The organism is Nostoc sp. FACHB-110, from assembly GCF_014697425.1.
Lineage (GTDB): Bacteria > Cyanobacteriota > Cyanobacteriia > Cyanobacteriales > Nostocaceae > Nostoc_B.
In genome coordinates this window covers 16,444-41,386 of sequence record NZ_JACJRU010000001.1, presented here as the reverse complement: position 1 = coordinate 41,386, position 24,943 = coordinate 16,444, and the positions used below count along the sequence as shown (strand labels likewise).

Sequence of the window (24,943 nt, the reverse complement as noted above, 5' to 3'; positions counted from 1 at the left end):
GATAAATTCTGTAGAAACTCAGCAGTGCTAAGTCTTCTAGCAAAAAACTGATTTTTGAGTTGGAACTCGGTATGGTCAGTTTTTTGCCGTTAATGTTTCTACTGCTATATTTTATATTTACAGAAAATTGACATAAGGGCGCACAATTGTGCGCCCTTACTACTATCTATAAGCTATAAATTGTCATGAGAAAAGCAGCAATTATTTTTCTTTGGGCAGAATTTCTTGGCTCAAATTAGCAAAGAAAGCTTGGAGCAATTGCTCATTAACTTCTGACCAGCGAATTGCGCTATTAGCAATTCCATTCAGTGTGTTTTGGCAATCAAATTTTAAACTAGATGTTGCTTTTGCTTGGGAATTTGAAGATGTATTTTCTCCTGCTAAAGATACAAATGAATACAAGGCGTTATCACTCGAAATTTGGGTATGACGCATTAATTCAGCTTGCCAAGCTTCATAGGAAAGTTGTTGCAATGGATAACCTAAAGAGTGGATACAGTTTATTAACTGGCTCCAAGATGCAGAATTAGAGTTAACTAAATGAAAAGCTTTACCCAAAGATTCTGGTTGCTGCGATAGGTGGACTAATGCTTTGGCTACATAGTCTACAGGTGTAATTTCTGTCATGCTATCCATTTCTGGCGCACACTTGAGTTGAATACAGCCTTTGATGAATCTGTAAAACAGGTCATTTTCATTCCAAACGCCGCTTTGACTGTGCCATGTGACTCTACCAAGCCTGTAGATACTGCAAGGTAAACCGCGATCGCCTGCCATCATCATAATCTTTTCTGCCACCCATTTACTTTGGGTATAGCCACCTAGTAGTCCTTGATAGTGTTCTAGGGGATCGTTTTCTGCAACCATCCCTAATTTGAAATACTCATCTGAGTTAAATACACTCAAAGTAGAAACGAAATGTACAGGCTTAATTTTGACTTGGCTAGCTAATCGCAAGACTTCCTCAGTTCCGCGCACATTTGCAGCTTTAAATAAAGCGTATGGATAAATGTTATTGACTAAAGCACCATTATGGTAAATCCAGTCAATGTTCTTAGCCATCAGGTGAAACTGTTCATCATCAAGACCCAAAAGCGGTTGAGATAAATCTCCCAACACTGGAATAATTCGTGAATTGAAAGATTCCTCCCAGACTAAACTAGCTTTGAGGGTTTCTTCCAGGCGTTGTTTTCCTGCGGTCAAATTAGCACCACGCACCAAACAATAGATATCTGCTTGAGTTTGTTGTAATAATTCCGCCAGCAAAAAAGCACCGACAAAGCCTGTTGCACCTGTGAGCAGAATTGCCTTTGGTTCACTTACAGGTTGGTAAACTAAATTTCCCAGTTGAATTGTCTCGTCTAAGACAACTTCCGCCTGTAAATTTAAGGGAGTAATTTCATCGGCACGAGCAGTAGAATCTGTTCTAGAAGTAGATTCTATAGTTTGAGCCAATTCAGCTACAGTTGGTGCAGTAAATAAGTGGCGCAACGGTAACTGCATCTGGAAAATCTCATTTACCTGAGACATCACCCGAATCGTTGTTAGGGAATGACCTCCTAAATCAAAGAAATTATCAAACACACCCACCTGTTCTAGATGCAGTACATCAGCCCAAATATCCGCTAATACCTTTTCTACATAAGTACGTGGTGCTACAAAACTCCCCGCCAACTGAGTATTTTGAGCATCAGGCATAGGTAAAGCTTTGCGGTCTACCTTACCATTAGGGCTTAATGGTAAAGACTCTAGGCTCACAAAGGCACTTGGAAGCATATACTGTGGTAATTTCTCTTGCAAGAAAATCCGTAGCTCATTGGTAGTGAGAGTTTGTCCCAGATGTGGCGCAAAATAAGCCACTAAGCGTTTTTCTCCTGGGATATCTTCTCTGGCGATGACCACACTTTCCCTAACACCGGGATGCTGACTCAGTATGGCATCAATTTCAGCCAATTCAATACGGAAACCTCTAATTTTTACTTGATTGTCAATGCGTCCTAAGTATTCAATGTTGCCATCTGCTAAATACCTTGCTAAGTCCCCTGTTTTGTATAAAAGTGCTGACTTCTGAGTAGAAGAATGTCCTCCTACCTCCTCAAAAGGATTCGGGATAAATTTTTCTTGTGTTAACTCAGGACGGTTGAGATAGCCTCGTGCTACACCCGCGCCACCAATATGTAGTTCTCCTGGTATACCAATCGGTACTGGTTGTAATTGCGAGTCTAAAATGTAAATTTGGGCGTTGGCAATGGGACGACCAATGGTAACTTTTTCATCTGCTGGCGTACATTTAGCAGTTGTGGCGCAGACGCTTGCTTCTGTCGGCCCATAAGCATTGATAAAGTTTCTGCCAACAGACCAAGTTTTGATCAATTCAGCCGGACAAGCTTCACCTGCAACGATGATTGTTTGCAGTGATGGCAGTTCTTCATCAGGTAGGACTGCTAATGCCGAAGGTGGCAGGGTGACATGGGTAATGCCATTGTCGCGTAATCGCTCGATTAACGGTGTACCCGGTATGATTGAGTCTTTTGTTTCTAGATAGAGTGTTCCTCCTGATGCCCAAGCCATCAAGATTTCCCATATACAAGCATCAAAACTGAAGGAAGCAAACTGGAGAACTCGACTAGCAGAATCTACACCAAAAGCTTGAATTTGCGCTTGAGCTAGGTTTACCAGTCCTTTATGTTCAACCATCACACCTTTAGGTTTACCTGTAGAACCACTGGTGTAAATAAGATTTGCTAGATGAGATGGGGTGACTTCACTAACAGGATTTTTTTGATTTTTCTGGTCAATTTTTGCCCAGATATTATCGATAAAGACTAGTTTTGCTTGATTAGCGGGTAATTTATCTACTAATTTCTCCTGGGTTAGCAGTATCTCAACTTGAGAATCATCAAGCATAAAGCTCAATCGCTCTTGGGGATATTCAGGGTCAAGTGGTAGATATGCACCACCCGCTTTGAGAATACCTAAAAGTCCCACCACCATTTCTAAGGAACGTTCAACGCAAATCCCCACCAGCGTATCTGGTTTCACGCCTAGAGTTTGTAGATAATGTGCTAACCCATTCGCACGACTATTTAATTCGCGGTAAGTCAATTGTTGATTTACTCTCCGAGAAGCCTCGCTGCGCTCGTCTACAAACACCACCGCCACTGTATCGGGTGTCTGTTCCACTTGCTCCTCAAATAATTGATGGATACATTTATGTTGGGGGTAATCTACTGCTGTATCATTCCAGTCAATTAATAACTGTTGTTGCTCAGTTGCTGTGAGTATGGGCAATTGGGAAATGCGATCGCTAGGATTAGTTACAATAGCTTCTAGCAGTGTGACAAAATGCCCCTGCATCCGTGAAATGGTGCTGCTATCAAACAAGTCAGTGTTATATTGCCACCATCCTATTAATCCCGTTGCAGTTTTCTCCATCACTAAAGTTAAATCAAACTTGACGGTGGAAGTTGCAATGGGTAAGTCACTAATAGTTAACCCAGTCAAGTCGAATTGCGATGTGGGAGTATTTTGCAGCACAAACATCACTTGGAATAGCGGTGTATGGCTCATGTCTCGTTCTGGCTGCAATGCTTCCACCAACATTTCAAAGGGCAAATCTTGATGAGCGTAAGCCGACAGTGCGGTTTCCCGAATGTGGGGTAATAATTCGCTAAAGCTGGGGTTTCCTGCCAAGTTAGTTCGCATAACTAAGGTATTGACAAAAAAGCCAATTAACCCTTCTATCTCTTGGCGATCGCGGTTAGCAATTGGTGTCCCTACTAAAATATCTTCTTGCCCAGTGTAGCGATAAAGCAGGGTATTATACGCCGCCAACAAAGTCATAAACAAAGTTACCCCTTGTTGTTGACTCAGTTTTTCCAACTTCTGGGTTAACTCAACAGAAAGCCTAAACTCCAGATGTGCGCCATTGAAAGTCTTCTGGGCTGGTCTTGGTCTATCTGTCGGTAACGGTAAGAACTTGGGTGCATCAGCTAATTGTTGTTTCCAGTAACCCAACTGACTATTGAGTACCTCGCCTTGCAACCATTCTCTTTGCCACAGGGCAAAATCTGCATACTGAATTGCCAGAGGCAACAAGGGAGACTTTTCACCCTGAGAATAAGCATTGTACAGCGTTGTTAATTCATCAACAAACACACCCATTGACCAGCCATCACTGACAATATGGTGCATACATATTATTAACCAATGCTCTGTATCAGAAAGCACCAATAATGTCGCTCTGATTAATGCTTCCTGGGCTAAGTCAAAAGGTTGATTTGCTTGTTGTTGCACTAATTCCTGTGCAGCCGTTTTTTGTTCTTTTATCGGTAAATGCTGCAAATCAACAACTGCAAGTGACCAATTTGGTTCTATTTGAATAACTTGTCTTGCCTGCCCATCAACGGTAACAAAGTTAGTGCGTAATGCTTCGTGGCGATGAATAATTTCCCCCAAGCTTTTTTCTAAAACAGCAACATTCACAGTTCCCACTAACCGCAAAGCAACAGGAATATTGTATGAAGCGCTGTTCGGCTCGAACTTATCTAAAAACCACAAACGCTGTTGAGCATAAGAAAGTGGTAATTCCCCATTCTCTGCCCTCGGTAGGATAGGTGGTGCAGCTAAAGTTAAGTCTTGTTGCTGCCAGCTTTGAATATGTGGCGACAATTGAGCAATTGTTGGTGCAGCAAATAAGCTTTGCAGAGGTAGTTCAACTTGGAAATTACTGCGAATGCGTGAAACCAGTTGCGTTGCTAGCAGTGAATGTCCTCCTAGCTCAAAGAAGTTATCATGTCTGCCCACACGCTCGACTTTCAGGACTTGTTGCCAAATTTGTGCCAAAATTTCCTCAATTGGAGTGCGTGGCGCGACATATTGAGCTAATAATTCACTACTTGGTTCTGGTGCGGGTAAGGCGAGACGGTTGACTTTGCCATTGGGGGTCAAAGGTAGGGCATCCAAGATGACGATCGCCGCAGGAACCATATATTCTGGTAGCTTGGAGGAAAGGAACTCGCGCAGTTCGCTAACTTTAGGTGTTGTCTGTGGTTGAGGAACGATATAAGCCACTAGGCGTTTATTCCCTGGAGTATCTTCGCGGAGGATGACACAATTGGCTTTTACAGATTCATATTGGTTCAATACTGCTTCGATTTCGCCTAACTCAATGCGGAAGCCGCGTATTTTTACTTGATTATCGATGCGTCCCAAGTATTCTATGTTGCCATCTGCTAAATACCGCGCTAAATCCCCTGTTTTGTATAAAAGTGCTGTTAGCGGTAGCGGGGCGTTCAGCCCGTGCTGAATTATATTCTTGCTCCCTGCTCCCTGCCCCCTGCTCCCTGCCTCATCAAAAGGATTGGGAATAAATTTTTCTTGGGTTAATTCTGGTCGGTTGAGGTAGCCTCGCGCCAAGGAAACACCGCCGATGTGCAATTCCCCTGCTACACCCACGGGTACAGGCTGTAAATACTGATCGAGGATGTAAATTTGGGTGTTGGCAATGGGACGACCAATCGAAGGCAGGGCTGGCCAAGTATCTACTGAATCAGGTAGAGTAAAACTGGTGGCTAAATGGGTTTCTGATGGCCCGTAATGATTGTGCAGAGTACAGTCATTTAGCTGACTTAGCCACTGAGAAATAGTAGGGGTAATCTGTAACTGTTCCCCAGCCGTAATGATTTCCTGCAAATGAGTATTGACTAACTCATTACTAACAGCCACTTCCGCTAGTTGCGTGAGCAAGACAACGGGGACAAATATTCTTTGAATGGCTTTTTCTTGGAGAAGACCTAACAAAGCTCTTGTATCGTGACGTAATTCCTCAGCAATGACGAACAATGTACCGCCAGAACACCAAGTAGAGAAGATTTCTTGGCAGGAGACATCAAAGTTAATGGAAGCAAATTGCAGGGTTTTGGCTCCACTGGCAATTTTCAGATTGTCCCGATGCCATAATATCAGATTGCTCAAGGCCAGCTGATTCATAGCTATACCTTTCGGTTGTCCTGTAGAACCAGAGGTGTAAATTATGTAAGTTAAGTTATTGGCTTGGACACCGGAGATGAGATTGTCTTGGCTGTACTGAGAGATTAATTCAGCATCAGTATCTAAACAAACAAGCTGTGCTTGATTTGGCGGCAGTCGGTCAAGAAGTGACTGCACTGTTAACAACACTTGCGCTTGCGTATCTTCTAAGATAAAGCGCAAACGCTCTGTGGGATATTTTGGGTCAAGAGGTACATAAGCAGCCCCAGCTTTGAGAATCGCCAACAGTCCGACGACCATCTCTAAAGAACGCTCTAGATACAAACCGACCAAGGTATCGGGTTTGACACCCAAAGACCGCAAGTGATGCGCCAACTGATTAGCGCGGTTGTTTAATTCACTGTATGTCAGTTGTTGACTTATGGCATCAACTGTGATATCTGCGTCTACAAATTCTACTGCTATGGCATCGGGTATCAGTTCTACTTGCTCCTCAAACAGCTGATAAAGGCACTTATGTAGAGGATAATCAACCTTTGTATCGTTCCACTCGACCAGTAATTTTTGTTGTTCCGGTTGTGTCAGCAGGGGCAATTGGGAAATTTGCTGTTCTGGGTTAGCTACAATGCCTTCTAGCAACGTCACCAAATGACTTGTCATGCGCTCAATGGTACTAGCATCAAACAAGTCGGTGCTGTATTCCCACAACCCCATCAGCCCTGTTGGGCTGTTTTCCATGATTAAAGTTAAATCAAATCTGGAAGTTGTCAGTTTTACTGGCAATGGACTGACATTGAGTCCAGTTAGCTCTAATTCAGATGCGGGCGCATTCTGGAGGGCAAACATGACTTGAAATAGTGGTGTATGGCTGAGATCCCGTTCTGGCTGTAATGCTTCCACCAGCATTTCAAATGGCAAATTCTGATGAGAGTATGCCGCCATTGCCACGTCACGCACACGGCTGAGTAATTCGTTAAAGCTGGGGTTCCCTGCTAAGTCAGTTCGCAAAACTAAGGTATTGACAAAAAAGCCAATTAACCCTTCTATCTCGGAGCGATCGCGGTTAGCAATTGGCGAACCCACTAATATATCTTCTTGCCCAGTGTAGCGATAAAGCAAGGTATTGTATGCAGCCAACAGCGTCATGAACAAAGTCACACCTTGCTCTTGGCTGAGTTTTGTCAACTGATGAGTTAGTTCCAGAGTCAGGGCGAACTCTTGACTTGACCCATTGTAAGTCTGCACCGCAGGTCTGGGTCGGTCTGTGGGTAAGGATAATAAAGTGGGTGCATCTTTGAGTTGTTGTTCCCAGTAACTCAATTGACTTTGCAGTACCTCACCTTGCAACCATTGTCTTTGCCACAGAGCAAAATCTGCATACTGAATTGACAGTGGCGCTAATGGTGACTCTTGACCTTGAGAATAAGCATTGTACAGTGCGACTAACTCTTGAGAAAACACACCCATTGACCAGCCATCAGAAACAATGTGGTGCATAGATACATTCAACCAATGTTCTGTATCAGACAGCACTAATAATGTTGCTCTGATTAATGCACCATCGGCTAAGTCAAACGGCTTAATGGCTTGTTGCTGCACTAATTCCTGTGCAGTTGCTTCTTTTTCTTTTAAGGGTAAATGCTGCAAGTCAACTACTGTAAGTTGCCAATAGGGTTCTAATTGAATAATCTGTCTTGGCTGCCCATCAACACTAACAAAGTTAGTCCGTAATGCTTCATGGCGTTGAATAATTTCCCGGAAACTTTGTTCTAAGGTGCTGACATTCAGAGTTCCCACTAAGCGCAACCCGAAGGGGATATTGTAGAAGGAACTGTTTGACTCAAACTGGTCTAAAAACCATAATCGCTGTTGAGCAAATGAGAGGCTGAGTTCTGCATTCTCTCCCCGTTGGACAATAGGTGGTGCAACCAGGGCTGAGTCTTGTTGCTGTAATTGCTCAATTAGATGCGCCAACTCGCCTACTGTCGCTTGGGCAAAAAATTCCCGCAATGGTAGCTCTACTTGGAAAATGTTGCGAATACGTGAGACTAATTGCGTTGCGAGTAGGGAATGTCCACCTAGTTCAAAGAAATTATCATTAATCCCTACAAGCTCTACTTTCAGCAGTTGCGCCCAAATTTGTGCTAACAGTTCTTCTCTGGGGTTACGTGGGGCAATATATGTATCGGAACTGTTGTATAAATCTGGTGCGGGTAATGCGCGACGGTCTACTTTGCCGTTAGCTGTGAGTGGTAAGGAGCCTAGAATAACAAAGGCGTTGGGTATCATGTACTCTGGCAGCTTGGACTTGACAAATTGACGGAGTTCGCCAACTGTCGGTGTCGATTCTGGATGGGCTACTACGTAAGCAACTAAACGTTTATCGCCTGGGGTATCTTCGCGCAGGATGACGCAACTTGCTTGTACATGACTATGTTGACTCAACAGGGCTTCGATTTCGCCCAGTTCAATGCGGAAGCCGCGAATTTTGACTTGATTATCTATGCGTCCTAAGTATTGAATGTTGCCATCACTGAGATAGCGTACTAAATCCCCTGTTTTATATAATTTTGTCTTTCGACTCTTGAGTTTTGACTTGTCAAAAGGATTGGGGATAAATTTCTCTTGTGTTAACTCCTGGCGGTTAAAATAACCCCTTGCTAACCCTGCACCACCAATATGTAATTCTCCGGGTACACCAATTGGTAATGGTTGCAGATTTTGATCTAAAATGTAAACCTGAGTATTGGTAATGGGACGACCAATGGGAACGGAGACATCAGGACTCAGTGAGTCAGGAATGGGATAACAGCAAGTAAAAGTTGTATTTTCTGTTGGGCCGTAACCATTAATTAGTCGGCAATTTTCTACAGTTTGCAGAAATTTCTGGACATGGGAAACAGATAAAACGTCACCACCGGCGATGAGTTGGCGTAAGGGTTGGAAAGCATGAATATTTTCATCCACCATGAGATGAAATAAACCCGCCGTTAGCCAAAGGGTGGTTACTTGATGTTGCTCAATAACTTTTCCTAGTTGATCAATTGTTGGGGTGGTGGCGGGGTAAATAATTAGTTTTGCACCGTTCAGTAACGCTCCCCAAATTTCAAAAGTGGCTGCGTCGAAGGCAATAGGCGCAACTTGAAGAAAGACTTCTTTTTCACTAAAGCTGACATAGTGATTTTGTTTGACTAATCGCACTACACCTTGATGGATAATGCTTACACCTTTGGGTTTCCCTGTTGAACCACTGGTGTACATCACATAAGCTAAGTTTTGCGCTTTGGTGTTGCTAGTCGGGTTGTATTGTGGTTTTTGAGAGATGGTATCCCAGTTTGAGTCTAAGCTAATGATTTGGATTGTGCGTTTAGCAAAGCCGCACCGGAGGTTTTCGCCCAGCCTATTAATTAATTTTTCTTGCGTCAATATTACTGATAGCTGAGTATCATCGAGCATGAAAGCCAAACGCTCAGTTGGATACTCACTGTCAATTGGCACATAAGCACCACCAGCCTTGAGAATACCCAATAGTCCCACGACCATTTCTAAGGAACGTTCTACACATATTCCTACTAAGGTATCTGCTGTTACACCCAAATCAAGCAAGTAATTTGCTAAGGAGTTCGCACGATGATTTAATTCCTGGTATGTCAATTGTTGATTGCCAAACACTACTGCTATCGCATCGGGTGTCAGCGTCACCTGCTCCTCAAATAATTGATGAATACATTTATCAGCTGGATAGAGAGATTTAGTATCATTCCACTCAAGTAATAACTGTTGTTGCTCAGAAGCAGTCAACATTGGCAATTGCGAAATTTTTTCTTGGGGATTTGTCACAATTGCCTCAAGCAATGTGACAAAATGACCCATCATCCGTTCGATAGTGGTGCTATCAAACAAGTCAGTGTTATACTCCCACCAGCCTATTAGTCCAGTCGCAGAGTTCTCCATCACTAAAGTCATATCGAACTTGGCAGTAGAAATTTCGCTGGGTAATAAACTCACACTTAACCCACTCAACTCAAATTCCGATACAGGCGTATTCTGGAGACTGAACATCACTTGGAATAGTGGTGTATGGCTCATATCCCGTTCTGGCTGCAATGCTTCCACCAACATTTCCAAGGGCAAATCTTGATGAGCATAAGCCGACAGTGCTGTTTCTCGAATGCGCGGGAGTAATTCGTTAAAGGTGGGGTTTTCTGCCAAATTAGTCCGCATGACTAAAGTGTTGACAAAAAAGCCAATTAGTGTCTCTATGTCGGAGCGATCGCGGTTAGCAATTGGTGTCCCTACTAATATATCTTCTTGCCCAGTGTAGCGATAAAGTAGGGTATTATATATCGCCAACAACGTCATAAACAAAGTTACCCCTTGCTGTTGACTGAGTTTTTCCAACTTTTGGGTCAACTCCACAGACAAGGCAAACTTTTTATATGCACCATTGAATGTCTGCACCGCAGGTCTAGGTCTATCTGTGGGTAATGGCAAAAAGGTTGGTGCATCCGCCAACTGTTGTTTCCAGTAACTCAATTGGCTATTGAGTACTTCACCTTGCAACCATTGTCTTTGCCAAACAGCGAAGTCTGCATACTGAATTGTTAGTGGTGGCAAAGGCGACGATTTACCCTGAGCATAGGCATTGTATAGCGCAGTTAATTCATCAACAAATACACCCATTGACCAGCCATCGCTGACAACATGGTGCATACAGACTAATAACCACTGCTCTGTATCAGAAAGTAATACTAATGTTGCTCTGATTAAAGCATCATTCGCTAAATCAAAAGGTTGAATTGCTTGTTGTTTTGCTAACTGCTGTGCAGCAGTTTCTTGCTCTGTTACGGATAAATTTTGCAAGTCAACAATTGATAATATTCCCCTAACCTCATTACCCCAAGTCCATTCCCTAATAATTTGTCTTGGTTGCCCATCAACGACAACAAAATTAGTACGTAATGCTTCGTGGCGATGAATAATTTCTTGGAAGCTCTGTTCTAAAGCAGAAGTATTCACACTTCCCACTAAGCGCAAACCTATGGGGATGTTGTAGAAGGAACTATTTGGTGCAAATTGGTCTAAAAACCACAAACGCTGCTGTGCGAATGACAGTGGTATTTCTGCATTTGCTGATCGTTTTATGATGGGTGGTGCAGCTAGTTCTGAGTCTTGTTGCTGTAATTGCCCAATTAGAGCCGCCAATTCAGTTACTGTAGGGGCAGCAAAAAATTGACGTAATGCTAGTTCCACTTTGAAAATGTTGCGAATACGTGAAACTAATTGCGTTGCTAACAGTGAATGTCCTCCAAGTTCAAAAAAATTATCATTAATACCCACAGGTTCTACTTTCAGAACTTGTACCCAAATTTGTACGAGAATTTCTTCAACTGCTGTGCGTGGGGCAACAAATTTTTCTCGCACTGTTCTCTCTAATTCTGGTGCTGGCAAAGCACGACGGTCTACTTTGCCATTTTGTGTTAGAGGCAAGGACTCCAGCAGCACAAAAGCCTGGGGTACCATATATTCAGGTAGCTTCTTTTGTAGGAAACTGCGAACGTCACTGACTAATGAACTCGAATTACTCCAGGTCGGTTTTACACAATCACTAACTATACTGCTACCAGGCTCTTCTGGAAGGTACTGGTTTATAGATGGTCGTCTGGCATAAATATTGTAGAGTGCAGTATTTTCTAGTAAAGTATCCTGCTCAATAGTTAGGTCGTATCCATGTTCTTTTAACAGGGTGGCAATCTCCTCCAACGTGCCATTAATGTTATGAACCTCTACAACTATCTGCTGAATCTTTTGCCAATCTTGTGGCTGGATGCCAGACAGCACATCCCGTTCACTTTTCTCCACATCGATTTTTAGCAAATCAATCTTCTCAACGCTATGCTCACTTATCACATCAGAAATTGTTCTTAAGTGGCAAGTGAATTGTTGACTCTGCAATCTTTCTGTTAGCAGTTCATCAATTGCTTGACTAGATAATACTGTCTCATTTGCTACAGTACTTTGTTGTTTAAGCAAAAAGGATTTGATGACTTCGCGCTCTTGCTCGGTATCAGCAAAGCGCCCGGAAATAACGGAAACTTGAGGATAATATGTAAAGGTATCACTCTTTGTTTCCCTAGAAAGGCCAAGATTAAATAGCTTCACATTTAAGCCATAGCTCTGGGCATTTATGCGTAGTAAGTCAAAAACAGGTGGAATTGGCTCAAAGGCGTAAATCGAGACATCCTTACGTAGTTGCCCGACAAAGAGTGTGAACATCCCAATATTGGCACCCACGTCAAAGATGCAATCCCCTTCATTGATGGTGATACCATGTTTTAAATAAGTCTCTTCCTCCCACAGTTCCTTGTAGACGAACTCTGTTTCGTTTTTATTTAAATGGGCAATCATCATGCCATTGGGCAACTCATAGAGTAACTCTTCATTCAGCAGACCTTGATTTTTCAAACGAAGTAATTGTAGAACTGGGAAGGCATAATCTCGATTGGGGACAATATATGCTACCAAACGCTTATTGTCAGGCTCGTCTTCTCTGACGATGACTACAGTTTCCCCCACAGCCTCGTGTTGTGTCAGTGCCGCCTCAATTTCTCCTAATTCAATGCGGAAGCCCCGCAGTTTAACTTGATGGTCAATTCGTCCTAAATACTCTAACTCGCCATTGGGTAAGTAACGCGCTTTATCCCCTGTTTTATATAGTTGCGCTTGAGCTTGATTGCTAAACGGGTTAGAGATAAACCTTTGTTGTGTCAGTTCGGGACGATTAAGATAACCACACGCTACACCTTCCCCACCAACATACATCTCGCCAGGAACGCCAATCGGAACTGGTTGTTGATATTCATCCAGTACATAAACTTGTAAGTCTGGTATGGGACGACCGATGACACTGGTTGTGTGATTTAAATCGGCTTTGCTCAAGGGACGATAGGTAACGTGTACGGTGGTTTCTGTAATACCGTACATATTCACTAATTGAGGTGAAGTGTCCCCGTGACGCTCAAACCAAGGCTGTAAACTCTTGATTTCTAAAGCTTCTCCACCGAAAATTACTAGGCGTAAGTTCAAATCACCAGCATTTGTAATTGACTGTTCGGCTTGAATTAACTGGCGGAAAGCAGAAGGTGTTTGATTGAGAATTGTGATTTTTTCTTGACATAATAATTGGTAGAAAGATTCAGGTGATCGAGTCACCAAGTATGGCACTACCACCAGTCGTCCACCATACAGCAACGCGCCCCAAATTTCCCACACGGAAAAGTCGAATGCATAAGAGTGGAACAATGTCCATACGTCTTGAGATTTAAAGTTATACCAAGAGTCTGTGGCCGCAAACAGCCGTACTACATTGGAGTGGTTGACTAAAACCCCTTTGGGTTTACCTGTAGAACCTGAAGTGTAAATTACATAAGCTAGGTTATTGGGTGTTGGGCTGTTTTTCAGGTTTGAGGAGTTGTTTTGAGCAATTTCTTCCCAATCGCTGTCTAAGCAGATGATACGTGCCTGATGTTTGGGCAGAGATTCGACTAATTGCTGTTGGGTTAACAGCACTCCAACAGCCGCATCTTCTAACATAAAGCTCAAACGCTCTTGGGGATACACTGGGTCAATTGGTACATAAGCTCCACCTGCCTTGAGAATTGCCAGTATTGCTACTACCATTTCTAGGGAGCGTTCTACACATATCCCCACTAATACATCTGGTTTTACTCCCAAAGACTGTAAGTAATGTGCCAAAGAGTTAGCACGACAATTTAACTGGTGGTAAGTCAGTTGTTGATTCTCAAACACCACCGCGACAGCATCGGGTGTATGCTGAACCTGCTCCTCAAACAATTGATGAATACACTTATTACAGGCGTAATCTACCCCTGTATCGTTCCATTGGACTAATAATTGTTGCTGTTCCGATTCTGTAAGTATTGGTAACTGGAAAATTTGCCGATCAGGATTAGCAACAATTGCCTCTAACAAGGTCACAAAATGACCAAGCATCCTGCTAATCGTTCCATGCTCAAATCGATTAGCATCGTACATCACCTTCAGTAACAATTGCTCACCAGGGGCAACTACAAGCGCCAGGGGATAATTTGTTTGTTCGATCGCCCGAATATTCGAGATAGCAAAATCGCTATTGGTTTGTAGAACAGCACTATCAACAGGATAGTTCTCAAAAACAACAATACTCTCGAACAAAGGTATTCCTCTGGGGACATCACTTAGCCCCTGAATTTCTATCAATGAGCTATAGGAAAATTGCTCAGACTCCACCTGTTGCGCCTGTAAATCCTTCAACAAACCCAGCAATTGGGTGTTCTCGGAGATTTGCACCCGCACTGGCAAAGTATTGATAAATAACCCCACCATCGACTCTACACCAGCAAGTTCTGGTGGACGACCAGACACAGTTGCACCAAAAACCACATTTGTTTCTTGGCTGTAGCGAGACAGTAACAATCCCCAAGTCACCTGTACTAAATTATTTAGTGTCAATTGATGCTGCTTGACAAAAGAGACTACTGCTGATGTGGCTGATGCAGTTAAGTGAATCTGCTGTTCGCGATCGCCTGAATACTGCTGCGATCTCATTGACAATGGTTTATCTACTGTTAATGGTGTTGGTGTAGTAAAACCTTGGAGCTTTTGTCGCCAAAATTTGGCTGCTAAATCTCGATCCTGTTGCTGTAACCAAGCAATGTAGTTGCGGTAGCTGAAAGTAGGAGTGTGAGATAATCTTTCACCTTGAGAAATTGCTTGATAAAAATCTAACAGGTCTTTGAACACTAAAGGTGACGACCAGCCATCAAGTAATAAATGATGATAACACCAAACAAATTGATAAGTATTTTCTTCTAACTGAATCAGATGTAGGCGCATTAATGGTGCTTGCGACAGTTGGAAACCCTTTTGTCTTTCAGCCTCCAGAAAAGTTCCTAATTGCTGTTGCTGTTCTTGTGCAGATAACTCCTGCCAGTTGTATGTATCGACGGTAACATTGATTTTTCGATACACTACTTGAATCGCCTGGCTTAAAGACTCCCACACAAAAGCTGTACGGAAGATGGAATGCTTATCTACTAACTGCTGCCAAGCTTTTTCAAAAATTTTTACATTTATGTTTCCCGTCAAAGTGCCAATAAACTGCTGAAAATATGCCCCTGAATCTGGAGAATACAAACTTTCAAACAGCATCCCCTCTTGCATAGGAGATAAAGGATAAATATCTTCAATATTTTGACGGTTAGTTGTGTTAAGTTCTAGTGTCATAGATTTTGTAATATTTGATCGATTTCTAATTGATTAAAGTTAATTAAAGGGAAATCTGTAGGTGTAAACTTTGTATTTTCTTGTGATACACAATGAGCAATTATTTCTTGCAAAATTTCGATAAATTCTTGAGCAACATCTTCAATGGTTTCCTGTTGATGGATATTACTGCTATAAGTCCACTCTATTTGTAGTTGTTCGTTATAAATCATGGCATTAACATCTAGCAAATGAGGACGCTGACCTTTTAAACTATCTGTGTTGCCACTAGATTCATTAGCTGGTTGCAACCAAGAAGATTCATCAAGGAGTTGATCAAATTGACCAAGATAATTGAAGCTAATTTCTGCCTGGGGGAAAGCTTGCAATTGAGCAGATATTTCTGCATCTTGGCTCAAATAACGCAACAAGCCATAGCCAATTCCTTTGTTGGGAATTGAGCGTAATTGTTCTTTGATTGATTTTATTAGCGTACCTAAATCATCTGTATTTCCCAACTCAATTATCACTGGGAAAATCGTTGTAAACCAACCAACTGTGCGGGATAAATCTGCACCATCAATAATCTCTTCTCGCCCATGTCCTTCTAAATTGAATAACACTGAATCCGCATCAGTCCATCTATTCAATACCAAAGCTAAAGCTGTGAGTAAGATATCGTTAATTTGTGTTTTATAAGCTTTAGGAACATCTTGCAGCAGTGCTTGGGTTTGGGTTTCGTCTAATGAGACTGTTAATGTCTTAGCTGATGCGGTGATGTTTACTCCTTGAGTGTAATCTATGGGAATAGACTCAACACTTTCATAACGTACACTCAACCAATAATCTAATTCTGAATTTAGAACTTCTGAGTTGGCGTATTGCGTTAACTGTTGCGCCCAATCTTTGAAAGATGTGGTTTTTGCTGGTAGTTGCACTTTCTGACCTTCAGATAGTTGCTGGTAAGCAGTCTGCAAATCTTCTAACAATATGCGCCAGGAAACACCGTCTATTACGAGGTGGTGAATCACGATGAGTAAGCGTGCTTGTTTGTCAATTCCTAACGAGAAAAATGCTACTTTTACGAGATTTTCTGACAGATTTAAACTCGCTTGTATCTGATTTGCTATACTTTCTATGGCAGTTTCTACTTCTGAATCAGCAATTTGTGATAAGTCAAAACGCTGAATTTGAATGTTATTTGTGTGGTCAGTATGATTTTGCTGCCAAGTGCTATCTGTTTGAGTGAATCTCAGCCTTAAAGCATCATGATGAAGAACTATTTGCTGCCATGCTTGCTCTAAGATTTCAATGTTGAGGTCAGATGGCACAGCCAGGAGAAATGATTGATTGAAGTGGTGTCTTTGGGGTAAATTCTGCTCAAAAAACCAATGTTGAATTGGTGTGAGAGGTGATGTGCCTGTAACTAATCCTTGTTGTGTTGAGGTTGCTTTGCTGGGAGTGGCAACTGTGGCTAGTTGGGCAATGGTGGGGTTGGCAAATAATTGTTTGACTGTCAGTTCTATCCCAGCTATTTTGGCGCGGCTGATAATTTGAATGCTGAGGATAGAATCTCCACCGAGTTCAAAGAAGTTATCGTAAATACCTATTTGCTCGATTCTTAATACTTGCGTCCAAATTTGGGCTAGTTTTTCTTCAATTGGCGTGCGTGGTAGCACGATGTCGGTTTCAATTCCGGTGCGGGCTTCTGGTTGCGGTAGGGCGCGGCGATCAATTTTGCCGTTGGGGGTGAGGGGGAAGGATTCGAGGATGGCATAAGCACTCGGAACCATATAATCTGGTAGTCTTTCTTTGAGGAAGCTACGCAGTTCGCTAACTGTGGGTTTTGTCTCTGGTTGGGGTACTATGTAGGCTACTAGGCGTTTACTTCGACTCCGCCCTTCGGCTACGCTCAGGACAGGCTCAGTACGAGTGTTTCCTGGTGTATCTTCACGGGCAATAACACATGATGTTTGCACGTCTTGGTGTTGGTTGAGGGTGGCTTCGATTTCGCCTAACTCGATGCGGAATCCCCGGATTTTTACTTGGTTGTCAATACGTCCCAAGTATTCTATATTACCGTCAGGTAAATAACGGGCTAAATCTCCTGTTTTATATAACAGTGCTGTTAGCGGTAGCGGGGCGTTTAGCCCGTTGTGAGTTATCCCCCTGCTCCCTGCTCCCTGCTCCCTGCATCTTTCAAATGGATTGGGGATGAATTTTTCTTGTGTTAATTCACTGCGGTTTAGGTATCCTCGCGCTAGTCCTATTCCGCCAATGTGAAGTTCTCCTGGTACTCCTAATGGATTGGGGATGAATTTTTCTTGTGTTAATTCACTGCGGTTTAGGTATCCTCGCGCTAGTCCTATTCCGCCAATGTGAAGTTCTCCTGGTACTCCTATTGGTACTGGTTGTAATTGCGAGTCTAATATGTATATCTGCGTGTTGGCAATGGGACGACCAATCGGTACTATTTTGAGATCAGTATCTGCTTCGCACTGCCAGTAAGTAACATCAATCGCCGCTTCGGTAGGCCCGTAGAGATTGTGCAATTCGCACTCTAAAAGTGTAAAAAAGCGTTGTTGCAGTTCCCAAGGCAAAGCTTCGCCACTACAGATAACTCGTTTTAAACTAGTGCAATTTTTTACAGTTTCTTCTTCTACGAAAGCTTGGAGCATAGAAGGGACAAAATGTAATGTAGTAACCTGCTGTTGTTGGATGAGGTTCACCAAGTAAGCACTATCTTTATGTCCACCTGGTTTAGCCAAAACTAAACGCGCTCCTGTGAGCAATGGCCAGAAGAATTCCCAAACTGAAACATCAAAACTAAAAGGAGTTTTCTGTAAAATGCAATCTTCTGTTGTTAATTGATAAGCTTGTTGCATCCACAGCAGGCGATTGCAAATACCTCCGTGGGTATTCATTGCGCCTTTGGGCTTGCCAGTCGAACCAGAAGTATAAATTACATAAGCCAAGTTAGTTGGTTGTAGAGAGGCGATACCTACCTTTGATTGCGCTAAACCTTCATTTTGGCTGAACTGAGAAATAGAATTCCAATCAGTATCTAAGCATATAACCTGCGCTTGATGTTGGGGTAGTCTTTCCAGTAGATGCTTTTGTGTCAGCAGTACTGGAACTGCCGCATCTTCTAACATGAAGCTCAAGCGTTCAATCGGATACTCAGGATCAAGCGGTACGTAAGCCCCACCCGCTTTGAGAATCCCCAATAATCCGACTACCATTTCTAAGGAACGTTCTACACATATCCCCACCATGACATCGGGTTTTACACCCAAAGTTTGCAGATAATTTGCCAATTGGTTAGCACGAGTATTCAACTCTTGGTAAGTCAATTGTTGATGATCAAACACCACTGCTACTGCATCGGGTGTGCGCTCTACCTGCTCCTCAAATAATTGATGAATACATTTATCAAGGGGATAATCTACGGCTGTATCATTCCACTCTATTAATAATTGCCGTTGCTCAGGTTGTGTCAGCATTGGCAATTGCCAAATCTGTTCTTCTGGGTGAGCAACAATTTTCTCAAGTAATGTTTGGAAATGCCCTAACAAGCGAGTAATGACGGCATCATCAAATCGGCTAGTATCGTAGTTAATTTTTACTAACAATTGCTCGCCAGGAACAACTACCAGCGTCAGAGGATAATTAGTTTGTTCAATAGCATGAATATTGTCTAGGGAGAAACTGTATTTGTTTTGTTGCACAGCTTCATCAATAGGATAATTCTCAAAGACAACAATGCTCTCAAACAGTGACTTTCCTCTGGGAACATCACTCAGCCCTTGAATTTCTGCCAATGAGCTATAAGAAAATGGCTCAGACTCTATCTGTTGTGCCTGTAATTCCTTCAACAAAGCTAAGACTTGAGTATCTTCCGACACTTGAACTCGCACTGGCAAGGTGTTGATGAATATCCCCACCATCGACTCAATGCCGAAAATCGCTGGTGGACGAGCCGACACAGTTGCACCAAACACCACATCAGTTTCTTGGCTATAGCGACATAGTAATATTGCCCAAGCTGCCTGTACTAAATTATTCACTGTCAACTGATGTTGCCGTGCAGAAGTCTGTAACTCTGCTGTGGCTGTTGTTGTGAATTGGATTTGTTGTTCGCTATAGGCAGAGCGTTGCTGCTCCTGCATTGATAATGGTTTATCGACAACCAAAGGAGTAGGCGCGCTAAAACCAGCCAACTTCTGCCGCCAAAACTCTTGAGCTTGGGTTAAGTCTTGTTGCTGTAGCCAAGCAATATAGTTGCGATAGCCCAGAATTGGTTGTAACGATAAAGTTTCACCTTGAGTATTTGCTCTATATAACTGCAACAAGTCTTGCAGCAACAATGGCATTGACCAACCATCAAGTAATAAGTGATGGTGATTGAAGATAAATTGATAACTGTCTGCACTTAATTGAATGAGACACAGGCGCATCAATGGTGCTTGCGACAGTTGGAAACCTTGTTGTCGCTGTGACTGTAAAAGTTGCTCTAATTGCTGTTGTTGCTGTTGTGCAGATAGCTTTTGCCAATCGTGGGTTTGTAACTGAACATCCACTTGGCGGTACACTATTTGTAGTGGCTGAGTCAATTCTTCCCACACAAAAGCCGTCCGCAAGATGGAATGTCTTGCTACTACTTGCTGCCAAGCTTGCTCAAATGCTGGCACGTTCAACTGACCATTGACAGTGCAGATCCACTGTTGAAAATATACTCCTGAGTCTGGTGCATACAAACTTTCAAACAGCATCCCCTGTTGTACACCAGAAAGGGGATAAATATCTTCAATGTTTTGCCAGTTAGATGTTGAACTAGCTAAAAGTCGGTCTAGTCCTGGCTGATTGAGCTTGGCTAATGGGAAATCTGAAGGGGTATAACCTCCATTCTCTGGCGATAAACAATGAGCAATTAGCTGCTGCAATGTTTGTACAAATTCTTGTGCCAGAGTTTCAATTGTAATGTCTTGGTGGAAATTGCTGCTGTAAGTCCACTCTATTTGCAACCGTTCCCCGGTAATCATGCTATTTATATCTAGCAGATGAGCGCGGTTGTTCTGCAAACCGTGGATGTGTCCCGTAGACTCACTTGCTGGCTGCAACAGAGAGGATGTATTCACAACTTGATCGAATTGACCAAGATAATTAAAGCTAATTTGGGCTTGGGGTAAAGCCTGCAATTGAGTAGTGATTTCTGCTTCTTGGCTCAAATAACGTAACAAGCCATAGCCGATTCCTTTGTTGGGAATACCTCGTAATTGTTCCTTGACCGATTTTATAACCTCACCTAAATCATTGGTATTTTCTAAATCAATTACCACTGGGAAAATCGTTGTAAACCAACCTACTGTGCGGGATAAATCTACACCATCAATAATCTCTTCCCGCCCATGTCCTTCTAAGTTAAATAAAACCGATTTTTGGTTAGTCCATCTCCTCAATACCAAGGCTAACGCTGTGAGTAAGATATCGTTTATTTGAGTTTTGTAAGCTTTGGGAACATCTTGCAACAGTGCTTGGGTTGCGGCTTCAGCTAAAGAAACTGTGAATGTTTTAGCCGATGCGGTGATGTTGGCTCCTTGGGTATAGTCTACAGGAATAGAGTTAAGGCGATCGCAACCTACACTCAACCAATAATCTAATTCTGATTTCATCACTGCTGACTGGGCATATTCTGTGAGTTGTTGCGCCCAATCTTTGAATGATGTGGTTTTGGCTGGTAGTTCAACTGTGCTGCCTTGGCTGAGTTTTTGGTAAGCAGTCTGCACATCTTCTAACAATATCCGCCAGGAAACACCATCAACTACTAGGTGGTGAATCACGATGAGTAAGCGTGCTTTTTTGTCAATACCCAGCCAGAAAAATGCTATTTGTACGAGATTTTCTGACAGATTTAAACTCGCTTGTAGTTCATTGGCTGTGCTTTCAATGAAGGTTTCTATCTCTGATTCGGGAACTGGCGATAGGTCAACACGCGAGATTGTAATTTTATCTGTTGGGTTGGCATGATTTTGTTGCCAAGTGCTATCTGTTTGAGTGAATCTCAGCCTTAATGCATCATGATGAATAATTAATTGCTGCCATGCTTGCTCTAGTATTTCTAAATTAAGGTCGGATGGCACAGCCAGGAGAAATGATTGATTAAAGTGGTGATTTTGGACTAAGTTCTGCTCAAAAAACCAATGTTGAATTGGCGTGAGAGGTGATGTGCCTGTAACTAATCCTTGTTGTATTGAGTTAGCTTTGGTGGGAGTGGCAACTGTGGCTAGTTGGGCAATGGTGGGGTTGGCAAATAGTTGTTTGACAGTCAGTTCTATGCCAGCAAGTTTGGCGCGGCTGATAATTTGAATGCTGAGGATAGAATCTCCACCGAGTTCAAAGAAGTTATCGTGGATACCTATTGCCTCGATTCTTAATACTTGCGTCCAAATTTGGGCTAGTTTTTCTTCAATTGGCGTGCGTGGTAGCACTATGTCGGTTTCAATTCCGGTGCGGGCTTCTGGTTGCGGTAGGGCGCGACGATCAATTTTACCATTGGGGGTGAGGGGGAAGGATTCGAGGATGGCATAAGCACTCGGAACCATATAATCTGGTAGTCTTTCTTTGAGGAAGCTACGCAGTTCGCTAACTGTGGGTTTTGTCTGTGGCTGCGGTACTATGTAGGCTACTAGGCGTTTACTTCGACTCCGCCCTTCGGCTACGCTCAGGACAGGCTCAGTACGAGTGTTTCCTGGTGTATCTTCACGGGCAATAACACATGATGTTTGCACATCTTGGTGTTGGTTAAGAATTGCTTCGATTTCGCCTAGTTCGATGCGAAATCCCCGGATTTTTACTTGGTTGTCGATACGTCCCAAGTATTCAATGTTTCCGTCAGGTAGATAGCGGGCTAAGTCTCCTGTTTTGTAGAGGCGTTCTTCTCCCCTTCGCCCCTGCACCTCTGTACCTCTGCTTTCACTGAAGGGGTTGGGGATAAATTTTTCTTGAGTTAGTTCGGCGCGGTTGAGGTAGCCTCTTGCTAAACCGGCTCCGCCTATGTGCAGTTCTCCCGGTACACCAACTGGTACTGGCTGTAAGTGCGAGTCTAAAATGTATATCTGCGTGTTGGCAATGGGACGACCAATGGTAACTTTTTCGTCCTCTGGCTGACATTTGGCAATTGTGGCACAAACACTCGCTTCTGTGGGGCCGTAAGCGTTAAAGAAGTTTCTGTCTACAGACCATTGTTGCATCAGTTCAAGCGGACAGGCTTCTCCGGCAACGATGATTGTTGGCCATGTTGGCAGTTGTTCTACTGCCATGACTGCCAATGCTGATGGTGCTAGGGTGACGTGGGTAATACCATCATTTTTGAATCGTTCTATCAAAGGCGCACCCGGCATCAGCGCGTCTTTTGCTCCTAAGTAAAGTCTTGCCCCAGAACCCAACGCCATCAAAATTTCGGATATGCAGGCATCAAAACTGAAGGAGGCAAACTGGAGAACTCGACTAGCAGAATTTACACCAAATGCGTGAATTTGTGCTTGAGCTAGGTTAACTAATCCCCGATGTTCAACCATTACGCCTTTAGGTTTACCTGTTGAACCGGAAGTATAAATTACATTCGCTAGATGAGAAGCGGTGACTTCACTTGCGGGGTTTTCTTGGTTATTTTGACTAATATATGACTCTATTTCATCTAGAAAAACTAGTTTTGCTTTTGTTGCAGGTAGTTTATCTAGTAGTTTCTGTTGTGTCAGCAGTATCTCAACTTGTGTATCATCTAGCATATAGCTCAGGCGATCGCTTGGATACTCAGGATCAAGTGGCACATAAGCCCCACCCGCTTTGAGAATCCCCAATAATCCCACCACCATTTCTAAGGAACGCTCTACACAAATCCCTACTAAGGTATCGGGTTTGACATCCAAAGATTGCAAGTAATGAGCCAATCTATTAGCGTGGCTGTTTAATTCACGGTATGTGAGTTGTTGGTTATCAAACACCACAGCGACAGCATCAGGTGTCTGTTCTACTTGCTCCTCAAATAACTGATGGATACATTTATCTTGGGGATAATCTATTGCTGTCTGATTCCAGTCAACTAACAATTGTTGTTGCTCAAATTCTGTCAACAAAGGTAACTGGTCAATTCGTTGCTGGGGATTTGCCACAATTGCCTCAAGGAGGGTGACAAAATGCCCCATCATTCGTTCAATTGTGTTGCTATCAAATAAGTCGGTGTTGTAATTCCATGTACCCTTGAGTGAGCCAGTCTCCTCTAGAATATTTAGGGTTAAATCACAGGCGGCTCCTTTTGACTCTGGAATCAATGATTCCACAATCAAACCATCGCTTCTTTGTTGAGACTGATTCCAGACAAAGGCTACTTGGTAAAGTGGCGAAAAACTGAGGTTGCGGACAGGTTGTAGTTGCTCTACTAATAAAGAAAAGGGATAATCTTGATGGTCTATGGCTTCTAATATACAGGAGTGCGATCGCTCCAATAACTCTTGAAAAGTTGGTTTTCCTGATAAATCTCCTCGCAAAACCACAGGATTACTAAAGTAGCCGACAATATTTTCCCATTCTGTGCGGTTCCGATTTACCGTCGGATAGCCAATTAAAATATCTTCTTGATTGGTATAACGTAGTAATAATATTTGTAATGCTGTTAATAAAAGAATATCTAGCGATACACGTTCTTTATTCGCTAATTCTGTGAGCTTTTGCCCCAGTTCTTCTTCAATAGTAAAAAAGCGGGAAGCACCATTATAGGTTTGAATCTGAGGTCTTGGTCTATCTGTTGGTAAGTTTAGCAAGGGCAACTCACCAGATAGCTTTTGCTGCCAATAAGTCCACAAATTTTCTCCCTGGGAACTGGCGAGCATTTCCTCTGAAGATTTGACGTAATCTTGATATTGATAGTTGTGTGGTGATAGTTGCGCTATTTTACCTTGGGCGATGGCGTGATATAAAGTTTCGAGTTCACTGGCGATGATTTCTAATGAACGCAAATCTCCTACTATCTGATGTAGGGTAATTAAGAGAATATGTTCTTTTTTGGGTAGTTTATTAGCCTCAACATGGTTAATTAATAAATCAAAGCGTAATACTGGCCCTTGTTCTAAATTTAAAGGGCGATGTCTGACGACAAGCCGCTTCTCTACGAGACGCTGCGCGAACGCGTCTACGCTTTTTTCTGACAGCCAGTTTCTTATTTCATCTTGGCTCAAATCAAAAGCTTCTTGGATAGTAAAGTCAACTTGCTGAAATTCGTGAACTATTTGCACAGGTTCACTATTAATGCTGGCAAAAGTAGTTCTTAAACCTGGATGCCTTGCAACTAAAGCTTGTGCTGCTTGTTTTAAGGCGGGAATGTCTAGATTTGCAGCTAATTTTGCTGCATACAAAGCATTATAAGTAGTATTACCTGGTGCTAATTGATATAAAAACCAAAGTGCTTTCTGACCGTGGGAGAGGGGATAATTTACAGCCTGATTAGTATTTTGAGATAAGATTTTGATAATTTCTGGTTCAGCTTTTTTAATTTTTTCTAATAAATCAATAGGTGGAGAATTTTCGGGAAATTCGTAGTAAAGTTTATCTTCATCGACCCATAATTCAATATTATTAGCTGAAATGTTTTCTAGAAGCTCTGTTAAATTCATAAAATCTACTCTCATCAACC

The 24,943-nt window shown here is 42.6% G+C and carries 2 protein-coding genes; both read right to left on the bottom strand.

Annotated elements, in window-relative coordinates; translation table 11 throughout:
• Positions 1–201 precede the first annotated feature (201 nt).
• Complete coding sequence (locus tag H6G69_RS00050; protein WP_190680309.1) at positions 202–15,276, bottom strand: non-ribosomal peptide synthetase; 15,075 nt, start codon at positions 15,274–15,276, stop codon at positions 202–204.
• Positions 15,273–24,923, bottom strand: coding sequence for a non-ribosomal peptide synthetase (locus tag H6G69_RS00045; protein WP_199335631.1), 9,651 nt, complete (start codon positions 24,921–24,923; stop codon positions 15,273–15,275). Before H6G69_RS00045 ends, H6G69_RS00050 begins: the two co-directional genes overlap by 4 nt.
• Between the last annotated feature and the right edge of the window lie 20 nt (positions 24,924–24,943).

Coding starts and splice junctions, on each gene's coding strand:
- H6G69_RS00050 (WP_190680309.1), bottom strand. CDS start 15,276: ATGACACTAGAACTTAACACAACTAACCGTCAAAATATTGAAGATATT.
- H6G69_RS00045 (WP_199335631.1), bottom strand. CDS start 24,923: ATGAATTTAACAGAGCTTCTAGAAAACATTTCAGCTAATAATATTGAA.